Here is a 23591-nt window from a genome sequence, read left to right on the forward strand (position 1 = left end):
TAAAGCTATGACAACTGTCAAAACTGCTATCTCATTGCCAGCATCTTTATTTGAACAAGCCGAAACAAAAGCTCTGCGAAATGCAAATTTCGCAGAGCTTTTTGCTCGAAATAGCGCTTGAAGAATTTATCCGCTGCCGCGAAAATCAACAACTGTTAGAAAAAATTAATGCTGCTTGCGAAGCACCTCTCTCTGAAGAAGAACAAGTTTTGCTTCGCAAGATGAGTCGCTCTCATCGCAAGATGGTGGAAGGCGAATGGTAATCAATATTTTCCAAGCTGCCAAACAGCAGCTTTTATTGCTTCAATCTGCGACTCGGCAACTTCAACCGTAATTGCTTCGACATTGAAACCCTCAAAGCTATAACCTTCTTCTTCACCTTCCGGCATCTGGTAGTGTTCGACAATAGTTGCGGTAGCACCTTTTTTTAGATTATATTTGGGGATGTCTTCTCGCAATGCTACCTGTGAAAACAGTTCAAATTTCATGGGGCTTAACCTCTTGTCAGCGAGTGGTAATATCAAATCCGGTGGCATCGGAATTAATATTATCCACAGTCAGGAAACGGCAGTGCCGCTTCCCTACAATTAATCGGGCGATAGTTACATCTGGTGCGAGCACTCCGGGCGTGCCGCCCCGCAAGCTACGATTATTTTAGGGTAGGGAAACGGCATTGCCGTTTCCTCCCTTACTTAAGTCCCTTCACTCAGCCGCCGCAAATTCAAAATATCGCTCATCTTTTTAATTTGCATACAAGTCCGCTCGAACTGTTCCTTATCCTCAATATCCATGCACAAGTCAATTAATGCAGGCAAACCGGGATAGGTTTTGACTTGAGCGCTGCGGACGTTTACTTTGTTGTCCTTCAAATGCGATAAAACATCATTGAGAACTCCGACTCGATCGAGCGCTTCTATTTGAATGTTAACAGCATAAGTATTCGGGCGGCTAGCATTGCGATCGCTAGAATTCCAACTCACAGGAACTAACCGATCCCCAGGTACGCTTTCAACATTTGAACACCCTTGCCGGTGAATCGAAATTCCGCGAGTGCGAGTCACAACTCCAATAATTGATTCCCCGGGAATCGGACAGCAACAGCCGGATAAATGGTAGAGCAATCCCTCTACACCTGCGATCGGCGATTTGCTCGGAGACGAACTCGGTACAGGTTTCGGTGTCGTCGATGCAGGTATTAGCAACGGCAATTCCTGTCCTCCTCCGGGAGCAGCTTCAATTTTTTGCTGAACTTTTACTAAATCTCGCAGTCGATTTACTACGAGATTTAGAGTCACTTCGCCGTAGCCCAAACCGGCGATTAAATCTTCGACGCTGTGGTAGTTGCAGCGCTGAGCCACCGACTGCATGGGTTCAGATTTCAGCAAAGATTCTAAGCCGTTTTTACCTAATTCTTTTTCCAGCAATTCCCGGCCGCGAGCGAGATTTTCATCTCGGTGCGATCGCTTCAACCACTGGCGAATGCGGTTTTTTGCTCCGTTTGTTTTGACAAAATTCAGCCAGTCGGAACTCGGATGGCCATTTTTTTGGGTCAAGATTTCTACAATATCGCCGTTCTTTAAAACCTTGTCTAGTGTTACCATTCGGCCGTTGACTCTGGCACCGGTGCAGCGATTGCCAATTTCTGTGTGAATGCGGTAAGCAAAATCTACGGGAGTTGACCCGCTATTGAGAGCAATTACGTCTCCGTTAGGAGTAAAAACGTAAATATCTTCGTCGAATAAGTTGTCCTTAATGCTTTGCAAATATTCGCGATCGTCTTTGAGGTCGCTTTGCCATTCTAGGAGTTGCCGCAGCCAAGTAAATTTTTCGTCGTCGCCGGTGACTGTTGTGTTAGAACCGCCAGTTTCTTTGTATTTCCAGTGCGCGGCAATGCCGTATTCGGCAATGTGGTGCATTGCTACGGTGCGAATTTGCACTTCGATGGGGCGGCCGCTGGTTCCGATTACTCCGGTGTGCAAAGATTGATAGCGGTTGGCTTTTGGTAAACCGATATAATCTTTAAAGCGGCCGGGAATCGGGCGGAAAGAATCGTGGACGATCGCCAATGCCCGATAACAGTCATCATTGCTTTCTACTATGATCCGCACCGCAGCAATATCGTACACTTGGTTAAACCCTTTTTGCCGGCGCTGCATCTTCCCGTAAATCCCGTACAAATGTTTGGGACGGCCGCTAACTTCGTAGCATTTAATGCCTAATTTGTCAAGCCTTTCTCGCAAACTATCCGTCACTTCTGCGAGTTGAGTTTCTCGATCGCCCCGCTTCTCGGCCACCAATTCCTGAATTTCGCGGTAAGCTTCCGGTTCCAGGTATTTAAACGCTAAATCTTCCAATTCCCACTTAAAGCGTCCGATACCCAAACGGTTCGCCAGGGGAGCAAAAATATCTCGGGTTTCTAGGGCAATACTGCGCTGCTTTTCTTCGGACAAATGCTCCAAAGTCCTCATGTTGTGCAGCCTGTCTGCCAGTTTGACGACAATGACGCGAATATCTTTAGCCATTGCTAAGAACATTCGGCGGAAATTTTCCGCAAGGCGCTCTGTTTTGCTGGAAAAATTAAACTTAGAAAGCTTGGTGACACCTTCAACCAACTGCCGTACTTCCGGGCCGAACCGCTGTTCTATTTCTTCGAGAGTAATATCTGTATCTTCAACAATGTCGTGGAGGAAACCGGCGGCAATCATGACGTTGTTGCCGCCCATATACCGGAGTATTCCAGCGACAGCTACCGGATGGCAAATGTAAGGTTCTCCAGATTTGCGGTACTGTCCTTCGTGCAAGTCGCGGGCAAATTCAAAGGCCCGACAAATTAAGCTGTTGTCAGCCGAGCAATTCGGGTTAGGGCCCGCATCAGGCTGCGATGGAGCATTCAGGCATTCTTGCAGCCAATCGGGAACTACAGCAGGATCGATCGAAGGAGAGGGAGTCAGAGTGTTCGCGTTCATGAGGTACACCTTTAAAACTTAGAAATACAAATGGTTAAAAGCCGGTTTTCGGTTGAATTGCCGAAATTATGTGTTTAGCTATACTAAACTAATTGAATGCCACAATTTGCAATTCAAAAAAATAGTCGATTTTTGTGTTAACTATACCTATCTAATTCCGAGTCACCCCCCTCTCCGGTAGGAAAATATAGTGATACCACTGCCACCACGGTCTGTCGATCGGGTAAAATAAGCATATTTTGGCGGTAGCAGTTGAGGTAGCGGGCGATCGGCATTCACAGGCAACGCTAAACTAAAAGCATGAGCCAGAAGGGTTTATTCAGGGCACTCTATCAGAAAAAGTTCTCAAAAAACAGGGAATTGCTGCAAAAACGCACGACTTCCCTTAATATGAGCAAACCTTAAGCAAGTATCTACTTTGATTATAAATACAAATTTGTTTACAAAATCATGATATTGTCCGAAGACCGCCGCCAATGCTACCAAGAATTACAGCAAGCACTAGAACAACTACAAAGAACAGCAGCACAGGATAATCAGGATCGGGCAGCGCTGGCGATCGAATACAGAAAAGTGCAACAATTTTTCGGAAACCAAATTATGAGAGCTGACAGCGATGAGTTAGACGCCTCAGAAACACTCCCAGAGCAGTCCTATTTGACGGAAATTCACAAACAACTGCGGTTATTGGGAACAGACGTCACGTTTTTGCAAGCGTCGCGCCAGCCAGCGACAGCAAAGACGAGGCAAACTGCGGCGATCGCGCGGCTCAACACGCTAATTGGCTACTGTGGCGCGCTGCTGCAAAAAAATTCTGGTTCTTCAGGGCTCGCCCAGATACAGAATTAACAACTGAATTAACAGGGAATTGATACGGCAAGGAGAAATAAAGCGGTGGAATGTCCAAAATGTAAACATCCCAACTTAGAAGGCGGCACTTTAGCCGGCAGTATGTCGGTGCAGTGGTGTCCCAACTGTTACGGTATCTGGATTCCAGGCAGAGAATACGAAGCTTGGCAGAAAGAGCAGAACCAGTGGTACAACAAATCCCAGAAGCCAGAGGCGACAGGCACTCTCGGCATAGAATTCACGCCGTCTCCCTACGACAGCAAAGCAGCGCTGTGTCCCGAAGACGGTCACTATCTGTCGCGGGCGAAAGTTCCCTTCAGCAGAGTGCCCTTTTATATAGAGCGCTGTATGTTGTGCGGGGGCATTTGGTGCGATAACGGCGAGTGGGACATTCTCGATAGTCTGGGATTCTACACCGAGATTGACAAGATGTTTTCTCCCAACTGGCAAGCTAAGGCCCGCGTGCAAGAACTCGCCTCTCGGGAACGTCAAGTGCTTACTGAGAAGCTGGGGCCGGACATCGCCGGATATGTGTTGGAACTCGCGGAAGTTTTAGCAGACCATCCCCACGCAGATTGTGCCGCTACTTACATACTGCGGAGAGCTGAGTTGAAGCGAAGGGAAATTTAGTCATTAGTCATTAGTCATTAGTTATTAGTCATTAGTTATTAGTTATTAGTTAGTAATCGGGGGAGCGGCTTATGCACCAAGAAAACTCGGTTTGCAGCTAATTATTCTTTCATTGACTAACAGACTTTCAGTCTATTGCCAATAAATACTGACTAATAACTAACAATGACTACTCACAATGATTAATAAGTGACAACTGACAACCGAGGATTATATAACTACTAACAAATAACTACTAACAAATAACTACTAACAAATAACTACTAACTAATGACTAAGGACTAAGGACTAATGACTAATGACTCTTCTCTATTTTTCGTTGAAAATCTGCGAGTAGCTTATCCTCAGCGGCGGGGCCAATCGGGTTGGGCCGTTGACGGGGTTTCCCTGACGCTGAAACCGGGGGAAAAGCTCGGATTAGTTGGGGAGTCTGGGTGCGGTAAGTCAACTTTGGGAAGGGCGGCGATGCGGTTGCTGCCGGATTCAACGCTGATTGAGGGGCGAGTTAGTTTTGCTGGAGAGTCGGTGTTTGACATGAATGCTTCGCGGCTGAGACGGTTTCGGGGCGAAGCTGTGGCATTGATTTTTCAAGATCCGATGACTCGTCTCGATCCTTTGATGACTGTCGGGGAACACTGCATCGAGACTTTGCAAGCTCACAGACCGAATTTGGATCGCAAGCAAGCTAAGAAACGGGCGATCGACATTTTGGAAGCTGTGAAAATTCCGGCGTCTCGCTGGTCGCAATTTCCCCACGAATTTAGCGGCGGAATGCGGCAAAGAGTAGCAATTGCTTTGGCTCTTTTGCTCGATCCCAAATTAATTGTGGCGGACGAACCGACTACGAGTTTGGACGTAACTGTCGCCGCCCAGATTTTGCAGGAATTAACCAGACTTTGCGCGGAACGGGGAACGGCTATTTTGTTGATTTCTCACGATTTGGCGATGGTGGGCGAGTATTGCGATCGCATTGCGGTGATGTACGGCGGCAAAGTCGTAGAAACAGGGCCGGTGCAAAACGTTTTTGAAAAGCCGCAGCACGAATATACTCGATCGCTCCTCAAAGCAGCTTTGCACATTCAAGCCGATTCTGACAAAGGGTTAGCATTCGAGGAAATCAGGACTGAAGCCGTTACTGCAAACTTAACAAATTCGCCTCTTTTGAAAGTGACAAACTTGCAGCAACACTACAGTTTAGAAAGCAATCTATTAGATCAGTTATTTTCCCGGAATCGCCAGGTAATTAAAGCAGTAGACGGGGTTAGTTTAGAGCTACAACGGGGAGAAATCCTAGGGCTCGTGGGGGAGTCCGGCTGCGGAAAAAGTACCTTTTCACGCACGATTTTGCAGCTAATTACCGCGACTGGCGGCAAAGTGGAATTTCAAGGAATAGATATAACTGCCCTGAGCCGCGATGCTGTGAGGAAGCACCGCCGCGAAATGCAAATGATCTTTCAAGACCCCCACGCTTGCCTCAATCCGATGATGACAGTCGGAGAAAGTATTGCTGACCCTTTGTTTATTCACAAATTAGCTAATACCAGCGAAGCTAAAAAACAAGTAATCCAAATGTTAGAGCGGGTGGGTTTAACTCCTGGGGAGGATTTCTTTCGCCGCTATCCGGGGGAATTGTCGGGAGGACAACAGCAGCGGGTTTCGATCGCCCGCGCTTTAATTACTCGCCCGCAACTGATTATTTGCGACGAACCTGTGAGTATGCTGGATGCCAGCGTGCAGACTCAAGTTTTAGAGCTGATGTTGGAGTTGAAGCAGGAATTTAATTTGACTTATCTGTTTATTACGCACGATTTGTGGGTGGCGAGATTTTTTTGCGATCGCATTGCGGTAATGAATGCTGGAAAAATTGTTGAAATCGGCAAGACTAGGGATATTTTTGCTAATCCGCAGCACCCTTATACTCAGCAATTATTGCAGGCAGCTCCTTTACTGGCTCGAACTCAATAAAAAGGTCTAAAATTGGGGCGAACAGATATCAGCCACTAAAATCACTCACCGACTTCTAGATGGATTTCGGAAATTTCGGGTTAAATTGGTTAAAGTTAAGGGATACTTTTCAAATCATCCCACCGACACCAAGCACCATATGGCAGAATCTGACCAAGGCACTTTTGCGGTGGCACCCGAAGCCTCACTCCCGATCGCAGAAGATGAAGACACCGAGATCGATCGTCCGACGGTAACTCGCTCGTCAGCATACAACAACTGGTCTGCCGACGATCCCGTGGGAGCTTTGTTCAAGGAAATGGCTCGGTATCCTCTACTGACTGCCGCCGAAGAGGTGGAGTTGGCGCGCCGCGTTCAAGAATTGGTAGCCCTGGAGGAACTAGAACAGCGTTTGCAGCAGGAATTGGACAGAGTGCCGACCAAAGCTGAACTCGCCGTGGCTGTGGGGGTAAGCGAAACTCAACTGCAACAGCTTCGCCACCAGTGTCAGTCGGCGAAACGGAAAATGATCAGCTCGAATTTGCGTTTGGTAGTTTCGATTGCCAAACGCTATCTCAATCGGGGCGTGCCTTTTCTCGATTTAATTCAGGAAGGAGCTTTAGGTTTGAATCGGGCCGCCGAAAAGTTCGATCCGGAGAAGGGTTACAAATTTTCTACCTATGCCTATTGGTGGATTCGCCAAGGAATTACCCGGACAATTGCCAATCAAGGACGGACGATTCGCTTGCCGGTTCACATTGTCGAACAGTTAAATAAACTCAAAAAAGTTTATCGGGATTTGAGGCGTTCTCTTCAACGCAATCCCACTGAAACTGAACTTGCTAAAGAAATGGAAGTTACTTGCGAACAGCTTCGTTACCTCCAGCAAGTACGCCGGCAATCTTTGTCTCTCAACCACCGCATCGGCTCGGAAGAAAGTTCCGAACTTTTGGATGTTCTCGAAGATAACGCGACGCAATCTCCAGAAGATCAGATGAATGAGATGATGATGCGCCAAGATATTTTGGAGGTGTTGGACAGTATTTTGACTGAGCGGGAAAAAGAGATTGTTGCTATGCGTTACGGTTTAGTGACGGGGGAACCTTACACTTTAGAAGAGGTGAGTAGTTTGTTCAATTTGTCCCGCGAACGAGTCCGTCAAATTCAAAATAAGGCAATGCGGAAACTGCGGCGGCCTCAAGTGACGGAACGATTGAAGGGCTGGTTGAAATAGGCTAAAAAACATTGAGTTTGCATTTTGAAAAATTTTAAAATTATTATGGGTGGGAACTCCGACGCCGTAAATATGCTGATTCAAGGTGAAAAGCTTAATTAAATATTACAAATTAAAAATGTCTTGATGTGGTATTTTTAATTGTGGATTGTCGCGTACTACTTACTTATTTATGTCTTCTGAGGTAATTTTGCGTCCAGTTACCCGCGGCGACGTGTCGGTGCTGTTTGATTTGATTAAAGCTTTAGCTGAGTACGAGAAGTTATCTCATGCCGTTACTGGCAATGCCGTTGATTTGGAGAATCATTTGTTTGGCGATCGACCTTTTGCGGAAGCGATTTTAGCCGAGTGCGAAGGTCGAGTTGTGGGCTGGGCGCTGTTTTTTTACAATTATTCTACTTTTTTGACTCAGCCGGGAATTTATTTGGAAGATTTGTTCGTGCTGCCTGAGTTTCGAGGGCGGGGAATTGGCAAGTCTTTGATAGTTTATTTAGCGCAGTTGACAGTAGAAAGGGGCTGCGGGCGTTTGGAATGGAGTGTTTTGGATTGGAATGAATTGGCGATCGGATTTTACAAGGGCATCGGTGCTGATGTGATGCCCGACTGGCGGATTTGCCGGGTTGCGGGCGAGTCTTTGGCAACTTTGGCATCGAAACAATTCAGGGCGGGCTAGAAGCAACAGCCCACAAAAAATTCATCTGTTGTGGAACAGGCATCTTGCCTGTGTGTGGAACAGGCATCTTGCCTGTGTGTGGAACAGGCATCTTGCCTGTTAAGCTAAAATGCCGCACTCCGGTTAATTAATACCGACCTACTTAATTGACAAAAATATAGGAAAATTTAAATAACAGTAGATTTTGATTGAGAGAGTAAATCGTGATTATTTGGGTAAACGAGCAAATCGATCCGTCGGGCATTCTTTATTCTTGCATTGCTTGTTGCGATGAGACTCAAGCAAAGGATTGCCACGAATCTTTTGAGCAGAATTTGACGGCAGAGCAAAAACAGCAGGGCTGGGTTGCTACTTTGCGGACTGTTAGTTCTTGGGATGAGGTGCCTGTTAATGCTTTGAAATTGAATTGATGAGTGCAAGTCATTAGCAGCTTTAGTCTCGCATTATTTCCATTCGAGCGAAATGGCAGGAAAACGTAGGATATCTGTTCGGAAAAGGCAAGATAGCTCGATCGCACATTTGTCAAATTAACAGAGGTTTTGTGACTTTGAAGCTAAAAGGCTGCAAGCATTTGGGGCTGCAAGTCTGAGGATTCTGCCCTGCAAGGTGCGGGAATTTGGGCGGAAATTTTCGGGCCAGCAGTGCTGGGAACCGGTTAGGGAGAAAAAGCGTGCAAGTGCGATCCTCTTCGAGGGCTCCGCTAACGACAATTCGCATTTCTCAAACGGGTTTTAGCATTACTATTAATAGATAAAGGTATTTCAAATTGTCTAGTTAAATTTTTATGATTGAAACCTTATTTCACGCTTATACCCCTCTAAGTAGGGCTTGCTGGGGTGCATCTCAATGAAAGCAAATCTCTGAAAAAAGGGCTAAACTGAAAAAGTTACTAATACCAGTTTTACATGAAGTTGCATATAATAAAGATACTGTTTATACCAATTTAATGTGAAGTTTCACATATCTCGATCCTCCTCGCATCCCCCGCATCGTTGCGGGGACTTGGAGAAGAATCTTGTCCCACCCCCTACTCCCCTAATTAAGGAGGGCGCCTGGGGGATCGGATTCTACGGGGCCTCATAAAAAATTGGTATTATTGTCAATTATCAATAAAAACAAGAGGAGTGAAAACAAAATGAAATTTGCCATAGTTTCAGGGAGCCATCGCCCTAACTCAGAATCTAGCAAAGTAGCTCAATTTCTAGCTAAAATACTAGAAACTGAATTTCCTGATAGCACAAATATACTTCTCGATCTCGGTAAGGAACCATTACCAGAATGGGAAGAGAGTAAATGGGATGAAGAAGCAGAAAAATGGAAGAAAATATGGGAGCCCATATCTAATCAGTTAAAGCAATGTGATGCTTTAATAGTTGTTTCTCCTGAATGGGGTGGGATGGTACCGCCTCAATTGAAAAACTTTTTTCTGTTATGCGGAGATTATGAACTTGGTCACAAACCAGGGCTAATTGTTGCAGTTAGTGCAAGTCGTGGTGGAGCTTATCCTGTTGCGGAATTACGGATGAGTAGTTACAAAAATACTTATCTTTTATGGATTCCAGATCATGTAATCGTTAGGGATGTAGAAAATGTACTTAATGAACATTTCCAAGCAACTTCTAAAGACGATCAATACATCCAAGACAGGCTTCTGTATAGTTTAAAGGTACTTCATGCTTATGCTCAGTGTCTTATTCCCCTTCGGACAAGTGGCGTGATAGATTATGATAAATATCCTTATGGGATGTAGATCGATCGTAGACTGAAGTTCCGTTGTTTTTCAGAAAAGAGCGATCGCCCTTTCTATTTTTCGATAATGGCGATCCCTCTTTTCTCGCTCTCACGCACCCTACGCCAAATATTTTAATAGTTTGAGCGGTGCGTGAGCGTAAGTTTCCTAGCTGGAATTCCAAGATTTATCGTTCTCACGCACCCTACGGCAAATATTTTAATTACCGATTACCATTACCCATTCCCAATTACCTTTGAATGCTTCTCGGATCGAGAGCATCCCGCAACCCATCCCCCAATAAATTAAACGCCAAAACAGTCAAAATAATTAGTGTCGCCGGAGGCCAAACCAACCAAGGCTGCAACACTAAAATTGAAGCATTAGTAGACAGCGACAGCAAATTTCCCCAAGAAGGATCGGGCTGTTGAATTCCCAATCCAATTAAACTCAAAACCGACTCTGCAACAATAAAACCCGGAACCGACAAAGTAGCAGAAATAATTACGTAAGTTGCCGTTTGTGGCAACACGTGGCGGACAATAATATAAATTGGATTGGCACCCATTGCCCGCGCCGCTTGCACAAACTCTAGCTGTTTAATTGACAGTACCTGGCCGCGAATTACCCGCGCTAAACTCGCCCAACTGATAAATGAAGTAATCAGCACAATCAATATAAATCGCTGAGCGCTTGTCAATCCTGGGGGCAGCACTGCTGCTAGCGCTACTAATAAATAAAGACCGGGAATCGTCATTAATACTTCGGCGAAGCGCATTAAAATACTGTCAATCCAACTGCCGAAATAACCGGATATTCCTCCGATTAACAATCCCAAGGGAAAAGAAATTGCTATTCCTACTAAACCGATGCTGAGGCTAATTCTGCTGCCCTGTATTAAGCGGCTGAATTGATCGCGAGCTTGTTCGTCCGTGCCTAAAATGTTAATTTTGCCTTCTGCTGTAGTGCCAAACAGGTGTCTGTCGAAAGGCAAAACTCCTAAAAACTTATAGGGGGAACCTTTGACAAATAAACCGATAACAGAAGGTTTGCGCCAGTCTACAATTACCTCGCGATCGCCCGTATTCGCATCCACTGGCCCTTGAGTAGTCGGATAAACGTGGGGCCCGATAAATCGCCCGTCTCGCGTGCTTAAATAAATCTGAGTCGGCGGCAGCAATGAACCGTTTAATTGAGAGTCGTAGGGGTCGTAAGGGGCCACAAATTCGGCGAAAAGTGCGACTGTATAAAAAATTAACAGCAGCACGGCTCCCAACCGAGCTAGAGGGTTTTTCTTAAGATTTTGCCACCATTTCATAAGTTTTTAGGTTTGAGATTTTAAGTGGGTTCGTAGTAAGGAATTTAGTCCTTAAAGTTCGCAGTAAGGATTTTATTTTTTTCTTAAAGGACTCAGCAGCAAGGTCTGAACTCCTGACTTAGAAAATTTTTCATAACAGAATTCCTTACTACAAACATGAGACTATTTTTGTTCATCGGCAACCAAAATTATTCTACTTTCATTTTCTGCTATTTTCCCCAATTCCTCGCCGCTAAAAGGATTGTAGAAAAACGAGCCTGTTTGCGGCGGCAGTTTGGGATTGAGTACAATTTCTACTATACTTTTTACAACCCCAGTGAGCGGAATTGCCAGGATAACTCCTAACAACCCTCCTACTCTACCTCCTAACAGCAAAGCTGTGAAAATAATCACCGGGCTCAATCCGGTGAGATTACCCATGATTCGGGGAGCTACTACATTATCCTTGATTTGCTGGAGACCGATCGCCACTACCAAGACTTGCAGCGCCAGCCACCAATCAATAAACGCTACAATTATACTAACAGTGCCAATTCCCAAAGTTGCTCCGATAAACGGAATTATTTCTGTCAACCCTATAAATACCGCAAACAACAGGAAAAATGGCACTCGCAGCCACCAAAAAGCCAGAGTCAGTGCTGTCGCCATAAATAGTCCTAGCAGCAACTGTCCCGATACAAACCGCTGGAGGTTTCGCTGCAAAGTATCGGTTAAAACATAGCGAATGTCTGGGGAAAAAATACTTGTCAAACCACCCCATACTCTTTGTCCGTCTAGGAGCATATAAAATGAAATTACTAGAATTAGAATTAAGTCGAGAAACCAGTTAACAGTACCGACAACTAAGCCTAAACTCGTTCCCGCGATCGCCTGCACTTGTTCTTGCACCTTAGCAGATAGTTGCTGTTCCAAAATTTCCACGTTAAAAGGCAAATTGCGATCGGCACTCCAAATCTGGAATTCACCTAGCTGCTGTCGCCCAGACTCCAGCAATTCCGGCAACCTCACCCCCAACTGTCTCGCTTGACTGAACACAGGCGGCACAATAGTTAAACCAATTACTACTAATAGCAAACCCGCTGTCAAATAAACCAGTGCCGCCGCTACTCCCCGCGGCAAAAATACTTGCAGTCTTGCTACTGCGTAATTCAATAAAAATGCAATGAGTCCCGCTGTTACTAAAATGCTGACCAGTTCTCCAACATAATTGACAGCAGCCAAGGTAAACCATCCCGTCACTAGCACTAGCAGCCAAGTGATTAGAAACTGTTGGACGGGAGAAAAGATACTATTCATTATGATTTTGGTCAGTTAAACTTATAAAACTTCCTCAGCCGATTTGTCGTATTCTACGACACAGATTAGAGTATAGATTATCGATCGCCTGCTTGCGCCGGAGCTGGGTCAAATTAAATGTCGATCGTCCAAACAGAGATTCCTCGCCGCTGCGAATCTTCATTGCGCCGCAGTCACCCAAAAGGAGGACGCGGTAATGCTGATGCCGTCCGTTAAAATGATATAAATATTAAGACTGCAATCTTTCTTTACAATATCAAAAACCAAAGGCTGATACCGGCGGGAGGAACTACTGTGACAAATCAAGTTATCTCAGAAGCGGAAGAAACGCAACCCCTTCACCACATACAGAACGGGCGCAACAGCAACGAAGCCGCGAAGGTTTCTGAAAGCGGTGTCAAAGATGAGTCTCGCCGGGAATTCGCCTCCTCAGAAGAGGAACGGGAAATTCCTCTGGAAGTTCCAGAAATGGACGGGGAAGAATCAGAAGTTTGGGAAGCAGAAGAAACCGAAGTTGCGCCCAGCAAAGGCATTAGGTGGCCGGCACTGTTGGCGGGCGTAGGAATTGGGGTAGCTGCAACGCTGGCGGGCGTACACTTGGTTTCGGGAAAAAGCTCGCGTCCGGCAGCTAAAGCCCCAGCAGTGGCTCAAGTACCTACTTCTCAGACTGTGACAGTGGCGGCTGTGGAATCTGCCGAGGTGGCTCAAACTTTGGAAGCGACGGGCACCGTGGTGGCCTACGACTTGCTGCCGGTGCTGCCGCAAGCCAACGGTTTGCAAATCAAGCAGGTGTTGGTGAAGGAAGGCGATGCAGTAGAAAAAGGTCAGACGATGGCGGTTTTGGACGATTCGGTGCTGCGATCGCAAATTGCCGAAGCGCTTGCTGGAGTACAATCGGCTAATTCTACGGTAGAACAAGCCGAAGCTCAGGTGCAGCAAGCTCAGTCAGCCCAACAAGAAGCCCAAGCCGGCGTCGCTCAAGCTCAAGCTGGCGTTGAAAAAGCCATCGCTGACGCAGCGCAAGCCCAAACAGGCGTCGGCCAGGCCAGGGCCGGTGTGGAGCAAGCTAAAGCTGGTGTCACTCAAGCTAAAGCCGGCATTGCTTCCGCCGAGGCTAAATTAGCTCAAGCTCAAAGAGAAGTAAATCGCAGCCAAAATTTGGCTACTCAGGGAGTAATTAGCCAGCAAGATTTAGAAAAGCGCAAGACGGAGCGAGACACGGCCGTTCAAGACTTGAACAAAACGAAAGCTGACTTGAATACAGCTTTGGAAGAACAGAATAAAGCAGCGGAAGAAGTGCGATCGGCTATTGCTAAAGTAGCTACTGCTGAAGCTAATATCAGTACGGCGAGAGCGGCCCTCAGCAGCGCTCGTGCTAAAGTGAATACGGCCGGAGCGAGTGTCAGCAGTGCGAGAGCAAATGTCGGAAATAACGCAGCAAGTGTCCGCAGCAATGATGCGCGAGTCCAACAGTTACAAACTCAACTAGAACAAACTATAGTGCGAGCGCCGGACAGCGGCACTGTGGCTGAAAGAATTGGTCGAGTTGGCGATGTTTCTGCGGGGAATCAAAAACTCTTTTCAATTATTCGGGGAAACAAGCTGGAACTACAATTGAAAGTGCCGGAAACTCAGGTGGCGCAAGTGCGGCCGGGAACAGCGGTGCAGATTACTTCTGACTCTGACAAGCGGATTAAGTTGTCAGGAACTGTGCGAGATATTTCGCCGCTTGTTGACCCGCAAAATCGGCAAGCTACGGTGAAGATTGATTTGCCTGCAAGCGAGTTTTTGCGATCGGGAATGTTTTTGCGCGCATCGATTTCTACGGCAACGGCGCAAGGTTTGAAAGTCCCCGCTAATGCTATTGTGCCGCAATCTGATGGCAGTTCTATTGTTTACAAACTTGTCGGCGAGGACAAGGTGCAGGCTCAGCCGGTGGAAGTTGGGGAAATTAGCGGGGGTGCGGTTGGTGAGTTGACCAGTGCTAAGGTGGAGGTTAAAAAGGGTTTGAAGGCGGGCGATCGGGTAGTTATTGCTGGAGCTGGTTATCTTAAGGATGGCGATCTGGTTAAGGTTGTTAAATAGTTATTAGTTATTAGTTATTAGTCAGCAGTCAGCAGTCATTAGTCAGTAGTCAGTAAGTGTAAGGTGCGGACTTCGCACCCTACAGTATTACTTTTTTTAAACGAACCGCTTCGAGGTGCGTTACGCGGAGCGGCGCGTAAGCGCTAGGACGCAAAGGAAGAGAATAAAGAAGAGAATAAAGAAGAGAGAAAGCAGGAACTGTATTACCAATGCCCAATGCCCCATTCCCCATTCCCCATTCCCCATTATGTCTTTCAACATTTCGGCTTGGTCGATCAAACAGCCAGTACCCACGATTGTTTTATTCTTAGTTCTGACAATCGCGGGTTTACTATCTTTTCCGCTTTTAGGCATTGATGATTCACCGAATATTGATGTGCCTTCAGTTTCGATATCAGTTAGCCAACCGGGGGCAGATCCAGCAGAACTTGAATCTCAAGTCACGAAAAAAGTAGAAGATGCTGTGGCAGGTTTGGGCAATATCGACCACATTATCTCTACAGTTAATGATGGTTCTTCTAATACTACAGTTAACTTTTTATTGGGAACAAATAGCGATCGTGCTACTAACGATGTCCGCAACGCGATCGCCCAAATCCGCCAAAGCTTGCCCCAAGATATTAATGACCCGGTTGTCAAGCGAGTCGAATTTGCCGGCAGTTCAATTATGTCTTATGCGGTTGTTTCCGATCGCCAAACCGTAGAACAGTTAAGCGAATTAATCGACCAAAACATCAGCCGCGTCCTCCTCTCCGTCAAAGGTGTCGCTCAAGTGCAGCGAATTGGAGGCAGGGACAGGGATATTCGAGTCGATTTAAACCCCGAACAACTGCAAAGTCTAGGGATTACAGCTACCCAAGTTAACGACCAAATTCGCAATTTTAACATCAATTTACCTGGCGGTAGAACTGAAATTGGCAATTCCGAGCAAACAGTCCGCACCCTCGGCAGTGCGAAAACTATCGAACAGTTGAAAGCTTATCAAATTACCTTGCCTAAAGGTGGTTTTGTGCCGCTTTCCACTTTGGGTAAAGTTGATGAAGGCTATGCAGAAGCGCGTCAGGCGGCGCGGCTCAACAACAAACCTGTTGTGGCTTTTTCCATCCTCCGCAGTACCGGCAGCACTCTCGTTACTGTAGAAGAATCGGTGCGGGAAACTGTTAAAAAACTGGAAAAAACTTTGCCGCCTGATGTCAAGCTGGAACTTATTTATACTTTAGCAGACCACATCCGAGATTCTTATGAAGCTTCTTTGGATGCTTTAATTTTGGGGGCGGCTTTAGCGATAATAACTATTTTAATCTTTTTGCGGGATTGGCGCGCAACTTTAATTGCTTCTGTTGCCTTACCGCTGTCGGCAATTCCTACTTTTGCTGTGCTCCGGCTGTTGGGCTACACCCTCAACAGTATGACTTTGTTGGCGCTGTCGCTGGTGGTGGGAATATTAGTAGATGATGCGATCGTCGAAATTGAGAATATCGAGCGTCACGTCGGGATGGGCAAAACTCCCTATCAAGCTGCTTTGGATGCTTCGGCTGAAATTGGTTTGGCTGTTGTTGCTACTACGATGACGATTGTTGCGGTATTTGCACCGGTGGCTTTTATGCCGGGAATTCCCGGTCAGTTTTTTCGGCCTTTTGGGGTGACGGTTTCGGCGTCGGTGTTATTTTCGCTGTTAGTAGCCAGAACCGTTACTCCGATGATGGCGGCTTATTTGTTTAAGGATAAAGGACACCATCAGGAACTCAAAAAAGACCAACTTTCTTATCAGTACCGCCGGCTTTTGACTTGGGCGCTGAAGCATCGGGCGATCGTCCTAATTTTAGGTGTAGCTTTGTTTTTCGGCAGCGTTCAATTAATACCTTACATTCCGACTGGGTTTATCGATCGCGATGATACCGGACTTTCGACTGTTTCTATTGAATTGCCTCCGGGTTCTATCTTGCAGCAGACAGATGCAGCAGTGCAGCAAGCAACTCAATTATTGCTCGCTCATCCAGCCGTAGATAGCGTTTTGGAGACTGAAGGTGCTCCGACAGTCTCCGGGGGCCCAGGTTCCGGCGGAGGGGGCGCTAGCGGTGTGAATACAGCCAGTCTGTACGTGAAATTGAAACCCGCCGACAAGCGGATCGGACAACAGCGATTTGAAGAGGAAATGCGGCCGAAACTGCGCGATGTTCCGGGTGTGCGGCTGAGTTTTGCCCAAGGGCGTGTCGGCGGTAAAAAGCAAATGTCGATCGTCCTAAAAAGCGAAAATGCCGAAGCTTTAACTAAAACTGCTGAAAGTCTCACGCTACAAATGAGGCAAGTTCCGGGACTGATTGAGGTACAGTCTAGCGCGAGTTTGGTGAAGCCAGAAATCCTGGTGAAACCCGATCCGATTCGGGCCGCGGATCAGGGTGTATCGGTGCAGCAAATTGCTCGCACTGCATCTCTGGCAACGATTGGAGATATTGACTCGAATCTTGCTAAGTTTGATTTGGCGGACAGACAAATTCCGATTCATGTAATGTTGGCATCGCAGTTTCGCAGCGATATCGAAACAATTAAGAATCTGCAAGTACCGGCGAAAAATAATACTTTGGTGCCGTTGAGGGCAGTAGCGGATATTGCTTTGGGCAGCGGGCCTTCTCAGATCGATCGCTACGACAGAGCCCGTCAAGTATCTGTAGAGGGGAATTTGTTGCAGGGTACGACTTTGGGAGAAGCTTCGGTGGCGGTGAAGAAACTGCCTGCAATGAATCCTTTGCCCCCCGGCGTCGAACAGGAATCTTCGGGAGATGCGAAGGTGATGCAGGATGTGTTCAGCGGTTTTGCGGGGGCTCTGGGAACCGCGGTACTGTTTATTTATGCTGTGTTGGTGCTGCTGTTTGCCAATTTCCTGCATCCGGTGACAATTATGGCCGCCTTGCCTTTGTCTCTGGGTGGGGCGCTGGTTGGACTGCTGGTGGGACAAAAGTCTCTCGGGCTGTACGCTTTGATTGGCGTGGTTTTGCTGATGGGAATTGTGACGAAAAATTCGATTTTGCTGGTGGATTACGCGATTATGAATCAGCAGGAAGGCAAGCCGATGTACGAGGCGACGCTGGATTCGGGAGTGGCGCGGTTGCGGCCGATTTTGATGACGACGATCGCCATGATCGCTGGGATGGTGCCAATTGCTCTGGGAATTGGCGCTGGTTCGCAAACTCGCAGCCCGATGGCGATGGCGGTAATTGGCGGTTTGATGACTTCTACGCTGCTGACTCTGGTGGTGATTCCGGTGGTTTTTACTTACATGGACGGTTTGCAAATCTGGATTTTTAATCTGATCCGGGGGAAGAAAAGGGGGGAAGGGCGATCGAAGTTCTCCGGGTAGGGAAACGGCACAGCCTAGAGCCTGTCAATTTAAGCCTTAAATCCCTGAGAAATTTCGCTTTTAGCAGTAGCCAGATCCGCCTAAATCCCCCTTAAGAAGGGGGACTTTGACAAGACTCTTGTCCCCCCCTTCCCTGCTTCTTAAGGGGCGTTAGGGGGGATTGAGAGGCTCGTGTTAAACGACAAAAGACTGGTTTTGCTCGTTTGGCTCGTTACCAGGTTCTGCCTAGTAATGCAGAGGCGGAGGCTCGGTGTTCTAAAGCCGATCGAGCCTCAGCAATTTGCTCGTTACCAGGAAAAGTCTCCTTTGATCTGGCAAGTTAAAAGAGAGAGGACTTTAGGAGGTGTTTAAGTTATTAAGTTTTCGATCCTTAAAACCTACTCCCTATCATTTAACCAGATTGTGGAGGCAGAGAATCAATATTATCTGTGGCAAAATTGAGAAAGTATTCTGTCCGCGATATCAGTTGTTCGGCGTCGGTTTCTGTGATATTGGGAGCGACATTACAGTCACAATTCTACTATACCAAAAAGCCGTGAAGCGAAGTTATCCCGTAGGGAATCGTCCTGCGTATTGCCACAAGAACCTACAATATCCTCCGGGTATGGAAAAAGCACTGCCGTGTCCGACTGCGGTGTCGCGATCGGCATCTCGTTGCTTAATTCAGTTAATCGATCGGTGCGTAGATACAGATTTTGGCGATCGTTCAAATATGCAGGTAGTAAATATAACATTTTTTGGCGTAAATCAAATAAAAAAATCTCGCAAAAAAACTTTGACAATTTGCATAATTTTTGTCGAAAAGTCCTGATAGATAAATAAGGGCCTGTGTCGATGTAAAAATCGCCCTCGCCTGTTATTCGTAAGCAGGAACAAAAATGGCAACAATTATCAGTACATCCTCAAGCGACACTCTGATCGGTGGCACGCCAGACAATGACAGCATTTCAGGGCTGGGCGGCAATGACACCCTCAGTGGCTTAGACGGCAATGACACCTTGCAGGGCGGTGGAGGAAACGACAGCCTCAGTGGAGGTGGGGGAAATGACTCCCTGTTTGGTGGCAATATTGGCACTTTTGGTGGCAGTGGCACTGACACCCTCGATGGCGGTGCGGGCAATGACTATCTCATTGCAAATGGCAGTCTCGCTGGTGGAGATGGAGATGACACGCTGTCGGCAGATTTCTTGTCAACCTTGGATGGCGGTGCGGGCAATGACTATCTCGATGCTGGTGGTAATAGCATTGTCGAAGGCGGTGCTGGTGATGATACGCTCTCTACCGGATTTGGTAATGGAAGTACGCTGCGAGGCGGTGCAGGTAACGATCGCTATCTCCTGCAGCCGGATAATCAGCAGAGTCAAATTCAAATTCAGGATACAGGTGGTATCGATCGCTTAGACTTTGTTACTTTTGACGACCAAATCAGCACCAGCACTACGCTGTCGCTGTCGCTGTCATCGGGAAATACAGGCTTGGCCCGACAAGGTACTAGCTTGCTGATTGACATCAACAAAGACGGAATCGCAAGGCCAGCCGATGACGTGGTGATTTTAGACTTTTTCGGTGCATCGCCGACAGTCCAAGGTGCAGGCTTCATCGAAACTGTGGGCAACCTATCGGGTACCGACATCCTCGCAGCGAATTTAACAGAGGCTACCGCGGCACCAGGCAGCAATGCACTCACAGGAACTTCGGGCCCTGATAACCTCATCGGTACTGCCGACAATGACAACATCTCAGGTCTTGATGGCAATGACACCCTCAGTGGTGTTGAGGGCAACGACACCTTGCTAGGAGGTGGAGGAAACGACAGCCTCAGTGGAGGTGGGGGAAATGATTCCCTGATTGGTGGCTTCAGTGGCACTGACATCCTCGATGGCGGTGCGGGCAATGACTATCTGGAGGCAACTGGCAGTCTCGCTGGTGGCGATGGAGATGACACACTTTTTGGAAATTTCTCTTCAACCTTGGATGGCGGTGCTGGCAATGACTATCTCAGTTCTAGCGGTAATAGCATTGTAGAAGGCGGTGTTGGTGATGATACGCTCGATGGCGAATTTGGCAGTGGAAATACGCTGCGAGGCGGTGCAGGTAACGATCGCTATTTGCTGCAGGATTCTGGGCAGAGTGCAATTCAAATTCAGGATATAGGTGGCATCAATCGCTTAGATTTTGTTACTTTTGACGACAAAATCAGTACCAGCACTACGCTGTCGCTGTCGCTGTCATCGGGCACTTTGGGATTGAGCCGCCAAGGCACGAGTTTAGCCATCGACACCAACAAAGACGGCATCATCAGGGCTACCGATGACGTTGTGATTTTAGACTTTTTCGGCGCATCCCCGACTGTCGCGGGTGCTGGCTTCATTGAAACTGTGGGCAACCTCACTGGTGCAGATATCCTGGCTGCTAATCTCACTGAGGCTACGGCGGCACCCGGAACTAATGCGCTCACCGGAACAGCAAACGATGACAACCTGACAGGCACCTCAGCCGATGACAACATCTCAGGCTTAGCAGGCAACGACACCATCGCGGGCTTAGAAGGCAACGACACCTTGCTAGGCGGTGATGGAAATGACAGCCTCAGTGGAGGTGCGGGCAATGACAGCCTCCTTGGTAGCAGTGGCACTGACACCCTCGATGGCGGTGCGGGCAATGACAGCCTCCTTGGTGGCGGTAGCCTGGCCGGCGGCGATGGAGACGACACCCTGTTCGACTTTGGGAGTAGCACCGTCGATGGCGGTGCGGGCAATGACTATCTCAGTAGTGGTTTTAATAGCACCTTAGAAGGCGGTGCGGGCGATGATACGTTCTATGCCTACAATGGGGGCTCCGGCGTGCTGCAAGGTGGTGCAGGTAGCGATAGCTATCTTATGAGCAGCAGGTCAAATCAGATTCAGGATACCGATGGCATCGATAATGTGCAAATAGGTTTCGGCACCGACACAAACCTTTCCCTCTCCTTGTCACCAGGAACTCTGGGCTTAGGGCGGCAAGGTACCAGTCTGGTAGTTGATATCAACACAGACGGCATCGCCAACCCTGCTGATGACTTAGTAATTTTAGACTTTTTCGGTGCATCGCCGACTGTCGCGGGTGCTGGCTTAATCGAAACCATCAACAACCTCTCTGGTACTGCGATTCTTGCTGCTAATTTACCAGAAGCACCGATCGCACCCACACCCACACCAGTGGTGACAACACCAACACCAGCGGTGACAACTCCCACGCCAGTGGTGACAACGCCAACACCAGCGGTGATAACTCCCACGCCGATCGCGATACCGACACCGGCTACCACACCAACACCCGCAACCACACCCACACCGGCTACCACACCCACACCTGCAACCACACCCACACCCGTTTTCACTCCCGCGCCGGCTCAGACGATCGCACTCCCGATCGCACCCACATTCACAAACCCACCCGCACCAACTGGTTCAGCGCCCCAGACAATCGGCAGCAACGGCAATGATGCGATCGTTGGCAGCGACGCTAAGGATATCCTGTATGGCCTCAAGGGAAATGACATCTTGGTAGGCAATGGTGACGACGACTTGCTCTTCGGAGGCAAAGAAGACGACATCCTATTTGGCAACAACGGTAACGATCTCCTATTTGGCAACCAAGGAAGCGACACGGTGATTGGAGGCGACGGTAACGATAGCGAGTTAGGAGGAAAAGGTGACGACTTCTTGTATGGTGGCGATGGTAACGATGCCATCAGCGGCGATCTAGGCAACAATACTTTAGCCGGCGACGCTGGTAACGACTCCCTGTACGGCGGTGAAAATAACGATGCTTTACTCGGCGGTAGCGGCAGCGATTTCCTCTACGGCAAAGAAGGCAACGACATTCTCAGTGGCGTTGACGGCACTGCTGCTAATCCAGGCCGTGGCGAAGTCGATACCCTGATTGGCGCAGAAGGCAATGATACTTTCTTGCTGGGAGATGCCACCAAGTTCTACTACAACGATGCCAACGATACCGCCACTGGCGCAGGCGACTACGCTTTGATTGTCGGTTTTAACCCGAGTGAAGATATCCTCCAACTTCAAGGTGCTCCTAGCACTTACCAGTTAGGTGCTTCTCCGACAGGGTTGCCTGCTGGTACCGCTATTTTCAAGAAGACTGGGAGCTCGGAGGAATTGATTGCGATCGTCCAATCAGTTTCTTTCCTGGCTATTGACAGCACCTCTTTGCGCTTCGTCTAACGGCAAAGTCTCGATCGCCCTCGATCGGCGGTTGAAACCGCTTAAGAGTCAAACAAAGTCCCTCTCTAAGAGACTAAGAAATTTAAGTTAGATTAAGTCCTGCCTGTGGTGCAGGACTTTTTTGTCGGGTGGAGGGGCGATCGGCTGCCGCCCAAAATTGATTGTCAAAATGGTATACTCAAAATCATAAAATAGTTGTATAATGTTTTTCTAGTAGTTTTTTACCGCGACACCTCAAAAATCAAAGAAGGTGAAAGCAAGTAAAAAACACTAAGCGCGGGCGTAATTCAGTGGTAGAATGTCAGCTTCCCATGCTGAACGTCGTGGGTTCGAGTCCCACCGTCCGCTTATGCAAACAGTATTTAAAACCCTTGATTTCTCAAGGGTTTTGCCGTTTCTACGGCTTGTTCTCTGTGGTTGCACAGGATGTTTTTGGGGCGTTGCTGAATACAGGTATGAATTCAAGATTTCCCAATTGCTATAAGCCAAGTATGATGAGTTTTGTAACATCAAGCGAAAAGTTGATTCATACAGTGAATCAGCAACGCCCATTTTTAGACATTCATGCTTAACTCCTTGAGAGTCACCCTTATGGGGTTGGTAGCATTCTATGAATTGCCTACCACACTCAAAAAAAAGATAATTATGTTTGCCTTTTTTTGTCCATTTTTATTGACATGAGTTGATTTACATTCAGGACATTTCCTAGATTTTGACTTTTATTTAAGTGTTTTTGCAAATTTCTATTTGAACTAATCATACCTTGTTGCAGCAGCACCAAAAATTTTTATTAACGCCTCAATCCGGCAATCAAAAGTTATTTAGTTTGTCGGCAGTTTTGAGGAAATATTTAAATATACATTACGACTACTTGAGCTATCAAAAGCCGATTCGTTGACATCGATTATTCTGACAAACATCGCACTTTTTACTTAATCAGAGTCTCCTCAATCCGACGATCGGGAATCAGCCACATAGCTGCAACCAGAAAGTACAATTCACAGGCAAACCACGAATTTACAAAGGCAAGGGGAATGACCACAAAATAAATTACTAAAAATACCTTGGTAGTGTCGATACCGCCGTGTTCTTTACCTATGTTATATCAATTCCGGTTACACAGTCCGTGATTGTTGACTGTTGACTGTTAACTGTTGACTGTTGACTGTTAAAAATCTAAAATCTAAAATCTAAAATCTAAAATCTAAAATCCCACATTCCGCACCCCCAACTGGCACATAGGCGGATTGAGGGGTTAAAAGTGAATCATCCGAGATAATAGTGAG

At 47.2% G+C, this 23591-nt stretch carries 16 protein-coding genes and 1 tRNA gene; 12 read left to right on the forward strand and 5 right to left on the reverse strand.

Annotated features, from left to right (window positions below; genetic code table 11):
• Window positions 1-80 precede the first annotated feature (80 nt).
• Window positions 81-263, forward strand: a complete 183-nt coding sequence (locus QUA56_RS05825; protein ID WP_333354450.1) for a hypothetical protein — start codon at window positions 81-83, stop codon at window positions 261-263.
• On the opposite strand, the gene QUA56_RS05830 is transcribed toward QUA56_RS05825, so the two are convergent.
• Together QUA56_RS05830 and QUA56_RS05835 are read right to left on the reverse strand one after the other, a co-directional pair.
• Window positions 264-488 carry a DUF4926 domain-containing protein gene (locus QUA56_RS05830; RefSeq protein ID WP_333354453.1) on the reverse strand — a complete coding sequence of 75 codons (225 nt, stop codon included), beginning with the start codon at window positions 486-488 and terminating at the stop codon, window positions 264-266.
• A gap of 204 nt (window positions 489-692) precedes the next feature.
• On the reverse strand, window positions 693-2966 hold the full coding sequence (locus QUA56_RS05835) for a bifunctional (p)ppGpp synthetase/guanosine-3',5'-bis(diphosphate) 3'-pyrophosphohydrolase (RefSeq protein ID WP_333354456.1): 2274 nt from the start codon (window positions 2964-2966) through the stop codon (window positions 693-695).
• Window positions 2967-3416: 450 nt separating this feature from the next.
• Here QUA56_RS05835 and patD point away from each other — a divergent pair, with 450 nt between their 5' ends.
• From patD to QUA56_RS05870, 7 genes are all read left to right on the forward strand, one after another.
• A complete protein-coding gene (gene patD / locus QUA56_RS05840; protein ID WP_333354459.1) occupies window positions 3417-3815 on the forward strand; it encodes a heterocyst frequency control protein PatD in 399 nt (132 codons plus the stop codon).
• A 45-nt stretch (window positions 3816-3860) separates the two neighbouring features.
• Window positions 3861-4445, forward strand: a complete 585-nt coding sequence (locus tag QUA56_RS05845) for a zf-TFIIB domain-containing protein (RefSeq protein ID WP_333354461.1) — start codon at window positions 3861-3863, stop codon at window positions 4443-4445.
• 291 nt (window positions 4446-4736) lie between these two features.
• Window positions 4737-6410, forward strand: coding sequence for an ABC transporter ATP-binding protein (locus QUA56_RS05850; RefSeq protein WP_333354464.1), 1674 nt, complete (start codon window positions 4737-4739; stop codon window positions 6408-6410).
• A 139-nt stretch (window positions 6411-6549) separates the two neighbouring features.
• The gene (locus QUA56_RS05855; RefSeq protein WP_333354467.1) at window positions 6550-7623 is read left to right on the forward strand and encodes an RNA polymerase sigma factor, RpoD/SigA family; all 1074 of its coding nucleotides are present in this window, start codon (window positions 6550-6552) and stop codon (window positions 7621-7623) included.
• Window positions 7624-7795: 172 nt separating this feature from the next.
• Window positions 7796-8296: a GNAT family N-acetyltransferase gene (locus QUA56_RS05860; protein WP_333354470.1), complete on the forward strand. Its 501-nt coding sequence runs from the start codon at window positions 7796-7798 to the stop codon at window positions 8294-8296.
• 203 nt (window positions 8297-8499) lie between these two features.
• On the forward strand, window positions 8500-8706 hold the full coding sequence (locus QUA56_RS05865) for a hypothetical protein (RefSeq protein WP_015178896.1): 207 nt from the start codon (window positions 8500-8502) through the stop codon (window positions 8704-8706).
• A 725-nt stretch (window positions 8707-9431) separates the two neighbouring features.
• Window positions 9432-10046: an NAD(P)H-dependent oxidoreductase gene (locus tag QUA56_RS05870; RefSeq protein WP_333354472.1), complete on the forward strand. Its 615-nt coding sequence runs from the start codon at window positions 9432-9434 to the stop codon at window positions 10044-10046.
• A gap of 229 nt (window positions 10047-10275) precedes the next feature.
• Here the strand turns inward: QUA56_RS05870 and QUA56_RS05875 are convergent, their stop codons facing one another.
• Together QUA56_RS05875 and QUA56_RS05880 are read right to left on the reverse strand one after the other, a co-directional pair.
• Window positions 10276-11343 (reverse strand): ABC transporter permease, encoded by a 1068-nt coding sequence (locus QUA56_RS05875; protein WP_333354475.1) that lies wholly within the window; start codon window positions 11341-11343, stop codon window positions 10276-10278.
• 162 nt (window positions 11344-11505) lie between these two features.
• The gene (locus tag QUA56_RS05880) at window positions 11506-12639 is read right to left on the reverse strand and encodes an AI-2E family transporter (protein ID WP_333354477.1); all 1134 of its coding nucleotides are present in this window, start codon (window positions 12637-12639) and stop codon (window positions 11506-11508) included.
• A gap of 294 nt (window positions 12640-12933) precedes the next feature.
• On the opposite strand from QUA56_RS05880, the gene QUA56_RS05885 reads away from it, so the two are divergent.
• Complete coding sequence (locus QUA56_RS05885; RefSeq protein ID WP_333354480.1) at window positions 12934-14724, forward strand: efflux RND transporter periplasmic adaptor subunit; 1791 nt, start codon at window positions 12934-12936, stop codon at window positions 14722-14724.
• Between the two features lie 247 nt (window positions 14725-14971).
• Window positions 14972-18082 carry an efflux RND transporter permease subunit gene (locus QUA56_RS05890; protein WP_333354483.1) on the forward strand — a complete coding sequence of 1037 codons (3111 nt, stop codon included), beginning with the start codon at window positions 14972-14974 and terminating at the stop codon, window positions 18080-18082.
• Window positions 18083-18591: 509 nt separating this feature from the next.
• Here QUA56_RS05890 and QUA56_RS05895 read toward each other — a convergent pair.
• Window positions 18592-18816 (reverse strand): hypothetical protein, encoded by a 225-nt coding sequence (locus tag QUA56_RS05895; RefSeq protein WP_333354486.1) that lies wholly within the window; start codon window positions 18814-18816, stop codon window positions 18592-18594.
• A 144-nt stretch (window positions 18817-18960) separates the two neighbouring features.
• Here QUA56_RS05895 and QUA56_RS05900 point away from each other — a divergent pair, with 144 nt between their 5' ends.
• Together QUA56_RS05900 and QUA56_RS05905 are read left to right on the forward strand one after the other, a co-directional pair.
• A complete protein-coding gene (locus QUA56_RS05900) occupies window positions 18961-22305 on the forward strand; it encodes a calcium-binding protein (protein ID WP_333354489.1) in 3345 nt (1114 codons plus the stop codon).
• A 276-nt stretch (window positions 22306-22581) separates the two neighbouring features.
• Window positions 22582-22653, forward strand: a tRNA-Gly gene (locus QUA56_RS05905).
• Window positions 22654-23591 lie beyond the last annotated feature (938 nt).

It is taken from the genome of Microcoleus sp. N3A4 (genome assembly GCF_036701805.1).
Lineage (GTDB): Bacteria > Cyanobacteriota > Cyanobacteriia > Cyanobacteriales > Microcoleaceae > Microcoleus.

Excerpts from the sequence above, each read along its gene's own strand:
- QUA56_RS05895 (WP_333354486.1), bottom strand. The coding sequence starts at position 18,816 with ATGTTATATTTACTACCTGCATATTTGAACGATCGCCAAAATCTGTAT.
- QUA56_RS05825 (WP_333354450.1), top strand. The coding sequence starts at position 81 with ATGCAAATTTCGCAGAGCTTTTTGCTCGAAATAGCGCTTGAAGAATTT.
- QUA56_RS05855 (WP_333354467.1), top strand. The coding sequence starts at position 6,550 with ATGGCAGAATCTGACCAAGGCACTTTTGCGGTGGCACCCGAAGCCTCA.
- QUA56_RS05850 (WP_333354464.1), top strand. The coding sequence starts at position 4,737 with ATGACTAATGACTCTTCTCTATTTTTCGTTGAAAATCTGCGAGTAGCT.
- QUA56_RS05830 (WP_333354453.1), bottom strand. The coding sequence starts at position 488 with ATGAAATTTGAACTGTTTTCACAGGTAGCATTGCGAGAAGACATCCCC.
- patD (WP_333354459.1), top strand. The coding sequence starts at position 3,417 with ATGATATTGTCCGAAGACCGCCGCCAATGCTACCAAGAATTACAGCAA.
- QUA56_RS05900 (WP_333354489.1), top strand. The coding sequence starts at position 18,961 with ATGGCAACAATTATCAGTACATCCTCAAGCGACACTCTGATCGGTGGC.
- QUA56_RS05835 (WP_333354456.1), bottom strand. The coding sequence starts at position 2,966 with ATGAACGCGAACACTCTGACTCCCTCTCCTTCGATCGATCCTGCTGTA.
- QUA56_RS05880 (WP_333354477.1), bottom strand. The coding sequence starts at position 12,639 with ATGAATAGTATCTTTTCTCCCGTCCAACAGTTTCTAATCACTTGGCTG.
- QUA56_RS05875 (WP_333354475.1), bottom strand. The coding sequence starts at position 11,343 with ATGAAATGGTGGCAAAATCTTAAGAAAAACCCTCTAGCTCGGTTGGGA.
- QUA56_RS05890 (WP_333354483.1), top strand. The coding sequence starts at position 14,972 with ATGTCTTTCAACATTTCGGCTTGGTCGATCAAACAGCCAGTACCCACG.
- QUA56_RS05870 (WP_333354472.1), top strand. The coding sequence starts at position 9,432 with ATGAAATTTGCCATAGTTTCAGGGAGCCATCGCCCTAACTCAGAATCT.
- QUA56_RS05860 (WP_333354470.1), top strand. The coding sequence starts at position 7,796 with ATGTCTTCTGAGGTAATTTTGCGTCCAGTTACCCGCGGCGACGTGTCG.